The organism is Capnocytophaga sp. oral taxon 380 str. F0488 (assembly GCF_000318255.2).
Lineage (GTDB): Bacteria > Bacteroidota > Bacteroidia > Flavobacteriales > Flavobacteriaceae > Capnocytophaga > Capnocytophaga ochracea.
This window is the reverse complement of sequence record NZ_KB291222.1, coordinates 1-16,958: the sequence shown is the minus strand read 5'-3', so window position 1 is coordinate 16,958 and position 16,958 is coordinate 1. Positions and strand designations below refer to the sequence as shown.

6 protein-coding genes are annotated in these 16,958 nt (G+C 36.4%); 5 read left to right on the top strand and 1 reads right to left on the bottom strand.

Annotated features, from left to right (window positions below; genetic code table 11):
* The first annotated feature begins 25 nt into the window (after positions 1 to 25).
* The 5 genes from HMPREF9078_RS08820 (at position 26) to HMPREF9078_RS11330 (ending at position 16,103) form a co-directional block, all read left to right on the top strand.
* Positions 26 to 11,881 (top strand): T9SS type B sorting domain-containing protein, encoded by an 11,856-nt coding sequence (locus HMPREF9078_RS08820; RefSeq protein ID WP_009420357.1) that lies wholly within the window; start codon positions 26 to 28, stop codon positions 11,879 to 11,881.
* Between the two features lie 384 nt (positions 11,882 to 12,265).
* Complete coding sequence (locus HMPREF9078_RS08815; protein WP_009420356.1) at positions 12,266 to 12,721, top strand: hypothetical protein; 456 nt, start codon at positions 12,266 to 12,268, stop codon at positions 12,719 to 12,721.
* 1 nt (position 12,722) lies between these two features.
* Entirely contained in the window at positions 12,723 to 13,172 is a 450-nt protein-coding gene (locus tag HMPREF9078_RS08810; RefSeq protein ID WP_009420355.1) for a hypothetical protein, read from the top strand.
* A 121-nt stretch (positions 13,173 to 13,293) separates the two neighbouring features.
* Complete coding sequence (locus tag HMPREF9078_RS08805; RefSeq protein ID WP_009420354.1) at positions 13,294 to 13,776, top strand: hypothetical protein; 483 nt, start codon at positions 13,294 to 13,296, stop codon at positions 13,774 to 13,776.
* Positions 13,777 to 13,781: 5 nt separating this feature from the next.
* On the top strand, positions 13,782 to 16,103 hold the full coding sequence (locus HMPREF9078_RS11330) for a S8 family serine peptidase (RefSeq protein ID WP_009420353.1): 2,322 nt from the start codon (positions 13,782 to 13,784) through the stop codon (positions 16,101 to 16,103).
* A gap of 202 nt (positions 16,104 to 16,305) precedes the next feature.
* Here HMPREF9078_RS11330 and HMPREF9078_RS08795 read toward each other — a convergent pair whose 3' ends face one another.
* Positions 16,306 to 16,629, bottom strand: coding sequence for a hypothetical protein (locus tag HMPREF9078_RS08795; protein ID WP_009420352.1), 324 nt, complete (start codon positions 16,627 to 16,629; stop codon positions 16,306 to 16,308).
* Positions 16,630 to 16,958 lie beyond the last annotated feature (329 nt).

Here is a 16,958-nt window from a genome sequence, read left to right as displayed (position 1 = left end):
TTTATATACCATAGTTTAATAACTAATGATAATGAAAAAGTTTTTATCAGCAATTTTGTTTTTGATGTTCGCAGGAGTTGCGTCAGCTCAATGTATAGACATAAAAGTAACGCCTACGGCGGGTACTTGTTACTCCGATGCACAGCTAAAGGTAGAGGCAAAGCCAGTATCACCTCTTCCTTCGGGTTGTCCTGCGCCTGGTAGTGAAGGTTATTTTGTACGCTTAGAGGGTTACGGAACTGATTCAGGTTTGGAGAGAATGGCAGGAGGTACCTCAGGGCAATATACTTTTACTAGTTTAAATCCTGGTAACTATACGGTAACAGTATATGATGCGAAAAATGGGAACTCTGAAGCTAAAAGCGTAAAGGTTATTTCTAGCTATAAGATAATGAATATCCAGAGTCTACAAGCCATTGCTCCTGCCTGTAATAAGAACAATGGTGGTGTGAAATTTAAAATACCTAATGGAGGTATAGGTCCTTTTGAGGTAACCCTACTTGATATGAGTGACCAAGTGCTGGTGCCTGCACAAACCTTTACTCGTCCTACAGGTAACAATTATATAGAAGTAAGAGGAAATAATTCTCATAAGGTACTTCCAAATACTTTTATAAAGGTGAAAATAAAAGATATTACAAATGTACATAACAACTGTGGTGAGGAACGCATACTTCCAAAAGTACAAATTCCAGCTTTACAAAATGACTTTAGTTGTATTGACATAAGAATTAGCAATCGTTATTTAACGAGAAGTAGAACTGATTGTAATAAATATGAAGTTGAATTAAGAATAAAAGAAGTAGGACAGGATCGTTGGCTAACTCAGAATCCGAATATAACATATTCAGAGATAAAAAGTTTCTTTACTCAACCTGGTAGAGCCGTGGTGCGCTTTTTAAACAGTTCTAAACCACAAGTAGATATTTCTAGTACTTTTGATGGTTATGGTTTTAAATTGAAATTCCCCTCTTTTATTGAAAAAGGTGATGAAGTAGAGATTATTATAAAGGGACCTAATAATACGATTACTGAGCGAGTACGTTTTAATGAACAAATCGTAACTCCTTTGTGTCCTAGAGGTGACACATTTAGAACTTATAATAATTCTTATAAAAAAAATAAGCCAGGTTCTTGTGGAGCTTTTGAACAAAGTTTATCTCTTTATCACTATTTAAGAGCGGGGGATTGGAGAACTTTGCCTAATTTGGATGGAGGTACTTATCCATATGATGTCACCTGGCCAGTAGCTCCTGTTGACATAAGTCAATATAAGTTAGAAAAAAGTACAACGGGTAATTCTGCAGGACCTTGGGTAGAAATACCAATGGTGTCAGGAACCCCTGGAGCAGGACAAGCAAGATGGACAAGTAATATTATTTATTTAGATAAGGTAGGAGAAGGACTTTATAGGCTTACCTATAAAGACCCTATGGGATGTAGAGGAACTTGTGTTAAAGAAATATATATAGAATATATAGATAAAACTACCTCTAATCCGATTGAGAAAATATGGAACTATTTAAAAATAGGCTATGGTAGTTATGAAGGGACAGGAGCTTTTCGTTTTGAAGAAATAGGTGATAATAAATTTTATTATCCATTGAAATTTAAGATAGAACCTGTAGATGGTACTAAATCGGTTACTTATCAAGGAAAGTTGGCTTTAGGAAGCTCTGTTACTCGTACTATTACATATCCAATAAATTATACGAATGAAGGTGATATTAGAAATTTTGGTTGTACCAATTTGCCTTCTACTAATTATAGAATAATAGTAACGGATGCTTGTAGTAATACTACTACACGAGATTACGTGCTTCCAGCAATGCGATATAATCCAATCTTGAAATATGAAAGAGATTGTGAAGTAGGAAAGATTATTTTTGACATAGGACGATTAGTGAATAATACTGGATCCGATTCAGAAAAAGTATATATAGAACGAGATGTAGTAGACGCTTATGGCAATCACTCTTGGCAACCTGTGAAAGTAAATGGTAATGATAGTTATATAAAGAATAGTAAAGGAGAATTTATTAATTTATTGACTGGGAAATATAGGATATTTTCCGACTGGGATAATAAGTATGGTTTTATTCCTTCTTCTACTTTTGGAATTTATAGAGTTCATAGTTTAACAGATCCTACTATGCCTCCTATAAATAGGAAAAATTACCAAGAGATCTCTATTCCAGAGATGGAGAAATTAAACCCTGTTTTAAACCCTGCAGTATGTAATAGTGGTAGCAACACTGGTATGATTTCAGTAGATTTAACAGGACAGCAAGTGGCTTTCCCTGTTACCTATGAATTATACTCTAAACCGAGTGCTACTTCTACTCAAACTACTTTTGTAAAAAAAGCAACTTACCAGCAGTCACAAAACCAATATTATCATATTTTCTCTAATTTACCTATGGGGCATTATATGGTGAGGACTATTCACCGTTGCCAAACAGTAAATAAAGATATAGAGATAAATAGTACTGGTGATTTTGATCCTTATTTATTAGTAGATAAATCAGGATTATGCGAAACTAATACAGTTAAAGTATTTCTTGGAGTATCAGGACATCTTTTTGATATCCGATGGTTTAAGCTTGATGCTAATGGACAAAAAACTACTTCGTCTCCACTTCAATCAGGTCCTTCATTCTCTGAGGATATTACGACCACTACTCACTATTTGGCTGAATATAACTTGAAGCCAGGTATAGGTTGTGGTAATGCTAAAGTATATACTAAATCTACTACTGTACAGGTGGCTTCAGGAAGTGATGCCATTAAGTTTAGAACACCTTGTCCTAATGATATTACAGTTTTTGCTGATCAGGGAGCCTGTGGTAAATCGGTAAATTGGCAAGAGCCTTCGGCTTATAACACTTGTAGTGGTACTATCACTACTACAAAGAGCCATACACCTCCATATTATTTCAATATAGGAGTTCATACCGTTACCTATGCGTTTTCTGATGTAAAGGGAAATACTATTAGTTGTTCTTTCACCGTAACAGTGAAATCTAACGCTACTAAACTAAAATCGAACCATCGTTATACTGATACTTCTGGAAATACTATTACTCAGTTGACCCCTAATCAGGAGTTCTTCTATGTACTTACTTATCAGAACGACGGTTTAGAAAATATCAATAAAGCAACTATAAATGTAAAACTTCCTGCTAATACTACCGTAGTTACTAATGGTAACCCTGACCTTAATGGGGCAGGTGATGGCACAGTGAATAATCCTCTTCCTCAAAGTAGCTATAACAATGCTACTAAGAGCTATCAGTTTGTGATAGGAGGTACAGCAGGAGGTGTACAGTTGCAATCTACGCTTAAAGCAGGAGACCCTGTCCGTACAATACGTATTCCCCTTAAACTTGTAGGCGATTGTAATGACTTTTTAAAACCTTGTGAGAACTTCTTGAAAATGTCTATGAATATAGACTACGAAGGAGGAGCTGCAGGTTGTACAGGAAATCAACAAACGGAAGCAGGTACTAAAACAATCACCATAAATACAACGGATTGCAATCGTCAGGAAGTGTTCTGTGGTACTGGAGCGATGACTTTTGAAGCTGTAGGAGGTTTTACAAGTTATCAATGGTATAAGAATGGAAGCCTCATACCAGGAGAGACAAAACAATCAATTGTTGCTAATTCACCAGGTGTTTATAAAGTAGAGAAAACGAATTTTTGCGAGGGAGTTTCAGTAGTAACAGTAGAAACTATCAACTATCAAGGTATTTCACCTACTACCGACCCTATTCGTGCACAAGCTCAGAATATAGGGGTAACTTGTCCTGGTGATGGTAGTTGGACAAGCCACTTCTACTTCTGTCAAGGAGGAAGTAAGAATATTACGGTAAGCTATAAAAACACTGCTTTTGAATGGCAACAATGGAGTGGAGGCTGTACAGAAACTTCTCCTGATTGTCGCAATACTGATGATAATTGCTGGAATCCGGTACATTCTAACGCTACTTTTACAGCTAATAGTGCTGGTAAATATCGTTTACACTTGAAAGATTGTAATGAAAACTTCTATTTTGAAGTATTTACAGCAGGACTAAGTGGTAACCTTACTGATAAGATTGATGAAACAAACTATTCACAAGGTTCAGTGAGATTAACTCTTAGCACCAGTGGTGTAAACTATAAGGTAGAAATCTACAAAGGAGGTGTACTTCTGAGAACTGACAATATCAATACAAATGATTACCGCATTCCTAACTTGCCACAAGGTACTTATGATATTAAAGTTACCTCAGTGCAAATACCAGGTTGTGAGTATAATGGTAATGTAACGATAGATAAGCTCACTGAAATGACAATGACTGCTGCCTTCAAAGGTTGGAAAGATTGTAACACTGCTAAGTTACAACTTAAAGCCGAAGGTGGTAAACCTACTTATCGTTTCTATATTTGGAGTATCAATGGAGTACAACAATTTGCTGACGAACAAACGGCAATTGCTTCTGCTACACCTATTGCATTACAGTTAGCACACCAAACAAGCGTAGATGTAGATGTGCCAAATATTACCCAAGTAGGAGAATATGTATTTATAGTAGGTGATATGGATAATGGAAAGTTTGCTTTGTCTAACAAGGTAACGATTACACCACCAGATCCACATAGCTATACCTTGTCGGTAACTCAAGAAATTGAGTGTGAAAGCAATCCTAATAGTGGGCACATCAATATGATATTCCCAGCAGGTAGCCAACACCAAAATCGTACTATTAACTTGTATAAGTTAGATAATAATGGTAATCGCATCACACCTGCTTTTAAAACAAGTTCAGGAGGGTTATTTACTGGTTTGCCCGCAGGAAGCTATGAGATAGAAATGAAATCGAATGTAGGGGGTAATATATGTACTTACAGTCAGAAACCTATTGTAATTGCTCCTACTAAAGATCCTCTTAGAGCTTTTGCAGGAGTAGTAGCTGATAAAGATTGCGATGCAAGTAACCAATATAAAATAGCGGTAAACAATGTTGCAGGAGGCACACCTCCTTACCGTTATAGTTTTGATGGAGAAACTACTTATGGAACCAACAACGTTGGCTTTATGGGAGGTTCTGGTAATGTGTATGTAAAAGATAGCAAGGATTGCCGTATTGTTATCCCTGTGAATATTGTTGCGCAAACCATACCGACTCTTACCGTTGCCAACCCTATTACCTATCGTTGTGATAATGGTTATGGAATGGTAACTGTAACGATTGCTTCAACTACTAGTCAAACTTATGAATACAGTATAGATGGTAGTGGTAAAATAGCTATCGCAGGTAATACTTTCAGTAGATGGTTAGCGCCAGGTACGCATTCTATTACTGTGTACTATAAGACTTTGAATACAGCTACTACGTCTAATGTACTATACGTAGAAGATTTTGGCAAAGGTGCTAATGAGTGCTTATCAGGAGCCACTACAGGTTTAGTGTGTAAGACTGATGGTGACTTGGCTGATGGTAATTATGTAGTTACTAAACAAGTAGGTACTAATGCCTCTTGGGTACCATCGCCTACTGACCCTTCGGGAGGACGTTATTTGGCTATTGCAGGAAATGGTAGTAGCGAATTAGTGTATGAAAAACGCATTACAGGAGCAACTGCTCTTACTCCTATAACTGTAAGTTTTGATGCCTTGAATCTTATTTCAACTACCTCAGGAGTAGCACCTCGTTTCAGTGTAGAATTACACAAGAGCGATGGAGCACTGCTTCGTGGCAAGAATGTAGGCACTGTGAATGCTACAAGCTGGAAGAATGTAAGTATTACCTTTACCGAAGCTGAATTGACAGGTCTGACCGATGGCACTCTTATCGTTAAGATTGTAAATACAGCGGCCGCAAGTTATGGTAACTTAGGCAATGATTATGCTGTGGATAATATTAAAGTAGCACAGGCTACACAATATTGTGCTTCACAAGTTTCTCAATTAGTGAATATTGAGAAATTCAAGCAAATGCGTATTGAGAAATATGGTACTGAGAAGAATGTAAGCTGTAAAGGTGCTAGTGATGGACAAGTGCGTATTAGAGTAATAAATCCAGCTTCTAATACTGTTAAATATTCTATTGACCCTCACCAAGCAGTTTGGACTACGACTACCCTTGACGCACAAGGAGTCTTTACCATTACAGGATTAAGTGCTACTCAAAACGGTGTAGTAGCTGTACAAGATGCTAATAATCCAAACTGTATTACTACCTTACAAACGGGTTACAAGATAGGAGAACCTACCTCTATTGTACCTACTGCCGTAGTAATGGAGAAAATAACTTGTTACAATGGAGGAAAGGCTAAAGTAAAAGTATCGGCTACGGGAGGTACACCAGGTTATCAGTATCAAGTGGGATTGGTAACAGGTACTTTAAGTGCTCCACAGCCAGCTACTAAAACGCCTAACCCTTATGAGTTTAATAACCTTGTAGCAGGAACCTATAGTTTAGTAGTAACTGATGCTAATGGCTGTAAAACAGAAACTACTTTTGAGATTGAAGATAAAGCTACTATTTCAGCGACTGCCGAACCTCAATCTTACTGTTATAGAACAGGTGATGAGAAGAAAGTAGTTATTACAATGCTCAGTGGTAATGGCAATTATAAAGTACAGCGTGTAGGAGGAGCTATCTATTCATTCAACACTAATAGCTATGTATATCCTGATGCTTTGCCAGCAGGAAACCATACCTTTGTTATAACTGATGGATTTGGTTGTAGTACAACTGTTACTACCCAAGTATACGACCCATTGACATTACAGGTATCGCCTACTACCCAACAGTATGCTGATTGTAAAGGAGGTAGTGTAACCTACACCCTTACAGCACAAGGCGGTATTCTAACAGCAATGAAAGAATTTAAATACAGTGTAGATAATGGTGTAACTTATACTACCATAGCTACGGCTCCTTCACAAGCTACTGTAGCAGTGAGTGTAGCCACTACTACTGTTATTAGATTCCAAGTAACCTATAAACCTGACGGTAGCGAATGTACTGCTGAACGTTACATCACTTTATTAAGCGATTCACCTCGCTTCTTGAAACCGTTCACTACTACCAAAGCTACTTGTGGAAAAGCGAATGGTTCAGTAACAATTACACCAAATGATTACTATGTAGGTACTGCTTCGTATACCTTAGTGATTAAAGATACTGGAGGAACTGTACAATCAGCTACTGCTTTAGCACAAGGTAACTATGTAGCTGAATTAACCGATAATCGTGGTTGTGTGGCTTCCCAAACCTTTACTGTAGGAGCAGTACCACAGCTTACTGCTACTGCTACGGTTACTAAACAAATGGGCTGTACATCAGCAGCAGCTGATTTAGCGGCTATCACTGTAACTCTTGTTAATGGAGGAGGTACTCCACCTTTTGCAGTACATTTGAGAAATAACTTGAACGGTTATGAAAGTACACATACTTTAACCGCTTCTAATAATATGCCAACAGAGTTCACTGGTTTGGATTATGGTAATTATGATATTACCATTACCGATGCTAATAGTTGTGAAACTAAACTTAGCACTGTAATTAATCCTAATTCTAATGTAATGTCTATCACTGCTGAAACGCCTACAAGTTGTACAACAACAAGTAGTATGGTTATAAAGGCAAGTAATGGCACTACATTCAGTGCAACTACCAATGCTTACTTTGCTGTATATCGTCCAGGAATTGTAAATCCACCAAATACGACTACTGCACAACAATTTACAACCGCCAACCTCAATGGAGGAACTGATACGTGGTATAGAGGAACTGCTTCTGGTGCAGGAGTAGCTGTAAAAATACCAAACTTAACACCTGGTGTTCAATATACCTTTGTGGTGTACAACATCACAACAGGTTGTAGATATACTCAACAAGCTACTATGCCAGTGCCTACGGCTTCTACATTGGGTGCTACCTTACAAGTAGCCAATGTGAAATGTGCAGGAGGTAATGACGGTACAGTAAGCTATACCTTAACAGGTTTCCAAGGTAGCACAACAGCTATTACTTGGAAGATATTCAGAGAAGATAATCACCAACAAGTAGGTGCAGGAGGAAGTGTAACAGCTCCGTTCCATATCACACAAAACACCAATAGTAATTTGCCAGCAGGTAAATACTATATTGAGTTTACTGAAAATACAGGTTGCGTGAAAGCCTTCCCATTTGAAGTAAAACGCTCAGCGGTGCCATTACAAGTATCTACTATAGCTACTCAGAAAGCCTCTTGTAGTACACTTGGTCAAGCGTGGTTGAATATTAAAGGAGGTACTGCAAGCTATACTTACGGTTATGTAACCGCAGGTGGAGCTTATAACCCAGCGGTAATGACAGGCACTACGCAAGCTTCTACTTACATCAACTTGCCAGCAGGTAACTGGGATGTATATGTAAGCGATGCTTATGGCTGTATACAGCACGCTGCTGTAACCATAGGAATGTTTGATGTACCAAGTATATCGGATGTTACAGCCTTGAATTGTCAAGCCTATAACAATATAACAGGTAAGATACCAGTGAGAGTGACCCTCAACCAGATAGGTCAAGGTAACCACTATTACACCTTAGATGGTAGTGCTGATCAGCCTGTGGTTTGGACAATAGCTAATCAAGCCTTTGAGGTAGAAGTAAGCCCATTAGTAAATCACACTATCGTTGTGAAAGATGTGAATGGTTGTGCTACTAGTACAACATTCAGTACTACGGCTATCATCACAGCTACGGCTACCGTGAGCAAAGTAAAAACGTGTGCTACACCTACGGCTGAAATAACCGTAGTAGCTACTGGAGGTACAGGTGTATACAGCTATACCTTAGAGCGTTTAGATAACGGTTCGTTAGCAGGTGAAATCATTAGAGAGAATGTAGCCTTGCCAGCAGGTGGTGTGGTAACTATTACCAACCCAACTGAGGCTGCTACCTACCGCATCAGTATATTTGATGCAGAAACACGCGATTGTCCTATCGTGAAAGAAGTTCAAGTGGTAGACCCAACACCTATCGACCCATCGACCATAGTAACTCAAGCTTATAACGAAAAATGTAACTTAGGTCTCACAGCTACCCCAACAGGAAGCATAGACGTAGCTATTCCTACCGACCCTGATACCTATACATTTAGAATTACAAGTGCCATAGACTTAACCGATGGTAGCAACGTAACGGTAACTACTACGCCTTCAACCGCAGGAACTCATAATGCTACCTTTACACAGCTACGAGGTACTACGCAAGGGGTAAGATACCAAATAACCGTTACTAATAGTACGGGTTGTACCGCAATGGTAGAAACAATACTTACTTCACCAGAGCCTTTGAGCTTTGATGCAGATGTTCTTTCAGCTACTCAATATGTATGTGAGGGAGGTGCAGGAATGACTACACCAAAAGTAAGTGTAGATGTAACTAAGATACGAGGAGGTATACCTCCTTATACTACTGAGTTCTTTGACGGAGCAGGAAATAGTTTAGGTACAGGTACTGAGTACACCTTAACAAACCTCAATGGAGGTAGCTTCTACGTAAGCATAAAAGACGCTTCAGGCACTTGTAGTACTAATACCGCTAGCGTAACAGTAGCTCCTGCCTTTGCTCTTAGCTCAATGAGCATTACTACAACTACCTCAGTAACTTGTGTGGTAGATGAAGTGATAAATATTAGCTTAACGGTAACGCCTACTTATATAGCAGGCACTCCATTGCGCTATACTATCCGAGGTACTGATAATGGATTTGTGGCTATTACTTCTACTACTGCTACTACCCTTAGTGTACCACTTACAGGTTCAAGTGGCTTTGGTAATAGCAATTATACAATAGAAGTAATTAACGAACGTACTGGTTGTAGCATTACAGGGGTACACAGTATTAGACAACCTAATACCTTTGCGATAGAATCAACTAACCCAGTGAGAGCGGTTTGCCATAACGACAATGGTTCTATCACACTCGGGTTAGTGGATACAGACCTTTCTAACGGCGATCAATCAACAAATGGATATACTTATACCATTACCTCAGTGGGAGCTACAGTAGCTACTTCTACTTCGGCAACGATACCAGCAGGTACACGTAGCTTTACTGTGAACTTGAAAGGTGGTTCATATGATATTGAAGTAACAGTGAATGGAGTAGGATGTAAAGTACCGAAAACACGCTTTACTATTCCTTCTAACCCTGCTGAGATAGAAGTGAGAGATGCTCGACAAAAAGTATCTGTCGATTGTGCTAATAAGAACGGGGTAGCAGCCTTAACAGTAGTAGGAGGTCAAGAAACCTTTACTGTAACACTTACTCCTGTAGGAGGTGGCACTCCACACGTACAAACTAATGTGAGAGCAGGTGCTCCAGGAATTGAGTTCGGTGGCTTAGACGCAGGTAGCTATATTATATCAGTAACCGATGCCTTAGGCTGTGCAACCGCTACAGGTACTTTGAGTGTGACTATTGACCCATATAGTGGTATCAATACCTCTACTATTTCAGTAACCACAACTCCAATCACTTGTATTGATGCTGATGATGGTACTCTTAAAGTAACAGGTGTAACAGGAGGAGCACGTCCTTATCACTATATTTTAGTGAGAACATCGGCAACGGGCAGTGATTTACCTGAAATAGCTACTAATGAAGGTGAAGCAACCTTTACAGGTATTAAACCAGGTACTTACCGTGTGGATATAGTAGATGCTAAGAACTGTTCAGTAACCGTAGCAGGAAGCTATACCTTTACGAATCCGCAACCTATTACTGCTGATATTGATGTGACTAACTCAACCTTCTTTACTTGCTATGGTGAGAATGGAGGAAGCGTAACAGTTCACAATATCGCAGGCGGTACAGGTTCTTATACAGTAAATATCGTGAGAGCTGATAATAACCAAAAGATAGACGGACGCTCAGGAGTAACAGCAGGTTCATCAGAAACGTTCTCAGGATTAGCTCCATCACCTAAGAACACTTATTATCAAGTAGTGATACAAGATACTAATAAGTGTACGATGACTAAGACACTCAGCTTTACTGTAGAAGAGTTCCCTGATATAGCTATAAGCTATGTAGAACAAGAAGGTACTTGTGAAATGAATACTAATAACTATGTAGACCATTTGATAGTACGTTTCAGAAATACAGAAGTAGATTACTCTAAGATAACTTATAGTCTTAACGGTACGGCAAGTCGTACAGCCTTTACTCGTACGGTAGGTAATATAGCTTATATCGATAACTTTGATAGAACAACCCGCACTCAAACTATTCATATACATTACACTGCGGTAGCTCCTATCACAGGATATTGTACAACAAGCAAGACCTTTACAGTAGACCAAATCACTCCGCTTGTATTGAGTCAGGTAACCAATACTACTCTCAATACAATAGAAGTGATAGCTACAGGAGGGGTAACTAGCACAGTGAAAGGCTATACTTACTACTTCAACGGAGTAGATAGTGGCGATAACCGTGTATACAAAATCAAGCATAATGACCCTGAACGAATAGATAATGGCAGACGCATTAAAATCATAGAAGTGAAGGTGGAAGATGCACAAGGTTGTGTACGTACAATGACGATAGAAAAAGAATATCTTGACATTGAAGTACCGAACTTCTTCACCCCAGATGGCGATGGAATTAACGATGTTTGGAAACCTAAAAACTTAAACAACAACGTGAATGCTCGCTTCTACATCTTCGACCGCTATGGTAGACGTGTAGCACTGCTCAGATCAGGAGAGGGTTGGGATGGTACTTACGACGGTCGTAGCTTACCAGCTGGTGACTACTGGTATATCATTGAGGTGAACGATGAATTATACGACAAACGTGAGTTCTATGGCAACTTTACATTATACCGATAATCGTTAATAGTTTTCATAACTAAAAAGAGCTGTTCAGCAATGAACAGCTCTTTTTTTTAGTTTATTATGGAAGTTCAACGTAAAAAGAGTAAGGCTAAAGCCTTACAAATCTATAAAAATTAAACAAGTAGAGGCTTAGCTTTTTAAGACAAATTGATTAAAGAAGCTTGATTGCTTGGAGACCTTTAAGAGGAATGGAGAGTGTTGGAGAACAGCAGACAAGTGTTTTGTGGATTGCTCAGCTTTGCCACTGGATTTTAAGAACAATAAAAATATAGCTGTAAATCATAAAATAGATAAACCAACAAAGATTTCTGTAAAATACAATATATTATAACAAATTTTTTCGTAACTTTGTAGCATAACTTTAAAAGCAATATAACTATGAAAATCAAAACATTTTTAGCACTACTGCTATTGATGATAGTGGGGTGCGGTTGCTCAAAAGCAGACAAGGATACTTCTCCTGAGGCTGTGATTGTAAGAGAAATTCCTCAAGAGCAACTCTTGGGAATCAATCTTGAGAAAGATACTCTAAAAGTAATCCAGAGTAGGAAAGAATTACAAGATTTGTTTCCTAATCAGAATCTAGGAGAAAGAACTATTTTTAAAGAAATAGATTTCTCTACACAGACTGTTTTATTAGGAAGTAAGTTTTTTGTTCATACTTATGGGGTGAAATCTTACGATTTTCTAAAAAAAGGGAATAATGAGTATACTCTCAAAGTTGGTCTTTCGGATATATTTTTTACTCAACCAAGAGTACTTTATTATGGTATTATAGTGAAGAAACTACCTAACAATGCCAATATAAGTTTTAACATTCAAAAAAGTAATTAAAATGAAAACAAAAACATTTTTAGCACTACTGCTATTGGTGATAGTGGGGTGCGGTTGCTCAAAAGCAGACAAGGATACTTCTCCTGAGGCTGTGATTGTAAGAGAAATTTCTAAGATAAGAGTTTATTTGAGTGATGAAAAATTTGGCACCTATAAAGTGATACAAAATAGAAAAACATTGGATAGTACATTTTCTAATGTAGAATTTAGTACTCTTGAACAGTTTAAGGATATAGATTTTACAACAGAAACTCTTTTATTAGGATATGATAATTATGCTAATCAAGCTGATTTTCGTTTTCAATTCGTAAAAACAAAGGCTAATAGCTATAGTCTAGTAGTTGAAATATCAGGATTGGCGACACAACCTGATACTTTTCTCTATGGTATTATTGTTAAGAAACTACCAAACAATGCTAATGTAAGTTTTAATATTCAAAAAAGTAATTAAAATGAAAAAATGTATATTACTATTAAGTTTCTTTTTGCCTATATTTTTAATAGGGCAAACTGTTAATGAGTATTTTTATTACTACAAAGTGTAACTTTTAATATTTAAAAAAGATAGAGACATGAAAACAAAAACATTTTTAGCATTATTACTATTGGTAATAGTGGGATGCGGTTGCTCAAAGACAGGAGAGATAAAACAAAAGATATCTCCTACTATAGACAAAGAAGTAGAAACATTTCTCTCTACTAAAATTTCAAATAAAGGAGAGAAGTCTAATTATTTCAATAGAATTGATAAAGATTCTATTCTTATTATCAATTCAGAAAAACAGTTGAAAGAAATATTTAATGATACAACTATTCCTATTGTTAATTTTAATAAATATTCTCTTTTGATTGGACAAAAAAAAATGCCTAATCTTTACTATACAGTGAAAAATCAGTTCATAGAAAAGGAAGGTACAAACAGTACTCTTTTTTTAGAAGTTTCACTACCCAAAGAGGGACATTATCCTGCTTTTAGTTGGCTATATTATTGGGGAATATATCCTAAAATAGATAACAACACAAGAATTTCTTTAAAAATTAACAATGAAAATTAAAAGCTATGAAAGTACAAACATTTATATTTTTAGGTATTACTTTTTTATTTAATATTGCTTTTTCTCAATATTATGATAAACAAGCTAGTGTAGTAAGTAACACCAATGGGAAAGTGACTTTACTACAAGAAGGGAGTTTTTTTACTTTAAATAATCAAATTGTAACGGTTAAATTGCAAGATAATAAAACAATACCTTCTGATATAAAAGTTATTAGGGCAAACATATTAGGGTATTATGATATTGAAGTCCCAAATAACATATCTTATGAGGATTATATGAAATATTTAAAGTCTTTACAATTATTTAGTGTTATAGAGTATAATGCCATAGGAAAGTATAATGAAGAAATTAAAAGTAATGATTCTTCAATTGATAAACAATGGTATTTATCTCGAATAAATATATTTAATGCCTGGAAGTTTTCTTTTGGAGATGAAAACATAAAGATTGGAGTATTGGACTCAGGATTAGATTGGGCACACAAAGATATTGGTTTAGGAAGAGATTCTTATCAAAATGTTTATCTAAATCCTAATGAGGATTTATGGAAAGATAATAACAATCCTTCTACAGGGGATTATATAGATAATGACAGAAATGGCTTTATAGATGATTTAAAAGGATGGAATTTTATTACTCAGAGCAATGATGTTAGAACAACAAATAGTCACGGAACACAGGTATCAGGGATTATATCTGCAAAAACAAATAATGCAGAAGGAATTGCAGGTATTGTTGGGGGTAATAAAAAGAAAGGAGTACAAGTTATTCCTGTTTGTGTTGGAATTTTTGCTCCTGAAAGTTCTATATTAGATGATGCAATTATTTATGCTGTAAACTCAGGAGTGAGAATTATACAATTAAGTCTTTCTGTTCTCAAAACAGATGCTATTGAAAAAGCAATAGATTATGCTAAACAAAAAAATGTTTTAATAATATGCGCATCTGGAAATGATTCTTCTAACAATTTATCCTATCCATCATCAAATGAATATGTAATTGCAGTGGGAGGAATAGATAGAAATAATAGAAGAGCTCCTTTTTCTAATTATGGAAATAATTTAAGCGTTGTTGCCCCTGGAATAGATATATTTTCTACTGGTCTTAATAATACATATTTGTCAAGTGATGGAACTTCTTTTGCAGCACCTCAAGTGTCAGGAGTAGCTGCCTTAATACTCTCAGTAAATCCTGATTTAACAGTTAAACAAGTAGCTGATATCATAGAACAAACTGCACAAAAAGTAGGAGGTTATAACTACCAAAACACTTATACTCGTCCTAATGGAACTTGGAACAATGAGATGGGTTATGGGTTGGTAGATGCTTATAAGGCTTTGCAGAAAGCTACTATTGCAGGTCCTGATGAATTTTGCTTGAGAACAGATGCTACTTTTGAGTTAATAGCTCCTATCCCTAATGATGCTACTATTAAATGGGAAGATCCTGAATATAGATTGGAAATTGTTTCAGGACAAGGTACTAAAAGTTGTGTGTTTAGAGGTACCTATTGGGATGGAAATAGAACTATTAAAGCTGTTGTAACTTATAAAGATGGCACTGTAAAATCTTTTGAAAAAGAGGTTTATGTGAGATACCAAGGAAATTGGGCTAACGCTCAATATACTATCAAAAATCACCCACAATCACCTTACAGCACTCCTTGTTGTAATGGAAGTACAAGGGTGATAAAACACGTAATATTGGATGATTATATGGGAGGAGCGTCAATAAAAGTAGAGTGGAAAAATACTATTGTTTACAAAGACCCCAAGGACAAATTTGAATTTAGAGGTACAAATAGGGAAGAGGAATTTGTAGCTACACGATATACTTTTACTCCCTTTATTGTAGAAACCAAAATGAGATATATATCAGACTGTGGTACCCCTACGAAATGGTCTAATACTATAGCTCGTTATTATGGGGCAATAAATGAAACTTCATTTAGGTCGGCTTCTGCTTATAATAGTCCCGTTAAAAGCACAAATGAAGATATTCCTGTATATGAATTTTTCACGAATAGGACTTCGACTTTGCGTGTTCAAACAGAGGATTTACAGCAATGGTTAGACGCTAAATATTCAGGAAAAGAGTTAAACGATAAAGAGCTCCAAAAAGTATTATACTACTTAAATAATCGGGATAATTTAGATAAAATTGGAGTTAAAGTATTTGACTTTTCGGGTAAGAGAATTTTACAAGGAGATTTAGATTTCGGCAAAAGCTTAGATTTTAATATGTCGAGATACGCAAAAGGATTCTATATTATCATTTATGAGTTTGGGTCTATTTCTAATGGTAAAGTTATTTATAAGCCTTAAGGTAAGTAAGTATAAGGTTTAATGAAATTTTGTTCTAAAAAGAAGTGTCGCAAACGACAGATTTGAAATAAAAATTAGTTACAAATTAAAAGAAAATAGAGCTTCATTTTTTTTAAAGTCTCACACAGAGCGGATAAAAAGAGCTATTCAGCAATGAACAGCTCTTTTTTATTAAACTCATCGTAATTGAGTACTTGCCTATCTATTTGTTTAGTAAAATTGCTATGCAAAGTAGTGCTGAGAATATCGCTACTAAAAGGGTAGTGGGAGCAGGTACTTTTATCGCTAAAAATACTGTAAAAAGTACTAATAGCACGTTTATAGCAAGTACATAACGAAAAGTAATAGGCAGTTGTAACTGATAGTGTAAGCCATTGGCTAAACCGGCAAAAATAAGGGCTAACCCTGCACTGAAAAACCAAAAGGCTTCTACCGAAAGTTGGTCGTATTTCTTGAAACTAAGTGCTGAATGCGCTATGCCCAATAGCATAATTCCAATAATAGCAACCGCATAGAATGTTTTCATTGGTACAAAAGTTTATAATTACTTTGCAAAGATACTAATTAATACCGAATTAATACCATAATACCAAAAATGTCAATAAAACTGATTAATATCAGAAATGTCAGAAATACCAATAATACCCAATCAATGACGGTGTGAGGTGTGAGCCACACTGGCAGGTGTGAGCCACACAAGCGGGTAAAATTAGTAAATGGGTTAATTAGCAAATTAGCAAATGGGGGTGGGGAAATAAAATAATGTAGATTTAGAGAGCTTATAGGAAGCCTTATTTAATGATTAATGGTTAATGATTAATGGTTAATTTGGGAGAAGCTTATAGAAAGCTTATA

Bases quoted from the DNA above. Each gene is read 5' to 3' on its own strand.
- HMPREF9078_RS08820 (WP_009420357.1), top strand. From the start codon at position 26: ATGATAATGAAAAAGTTTTTATCAGCAATTTTGTTTTTGATGTTCGCA.
- HMPREF9078_RS08815 (WP_009420356.1), top strand. From the start codon at position 12,266: ATGAAAATCAAAACATTTTTAGCACTACTGCTATTGATGATAGTGGGG.
- HMPREF9078_RS08810 (WP_009420355.1), top strand. From the start codon at position 12,723: ATGAAAACAAAAACATTTTTAGCACTACTGCTATTGGTGATAGTGGGG.
- HMPREF9078_RS08805 (WP_009420354.1), top strand. From the start codon at position 13,294: ATGAAAACAAAAACATTTTTAGCATTATTACTATTGGTAATAGTGGGA.
- HMPREF9078_RS11330 (WP_009420353.1), top strand. From the start codon at position 13,782: ATGAAAGTACAAACATTTATATTTTTAGGTATTACTTTTTTATTTAAT.
- HMPREF9078_RS08795 (WP_009420352.1), bottom strand. From the start codon at position 16,629: ATGAAAACATTCTATGCGGTTGCTATTATTGGAATTATGCTATTGGGC.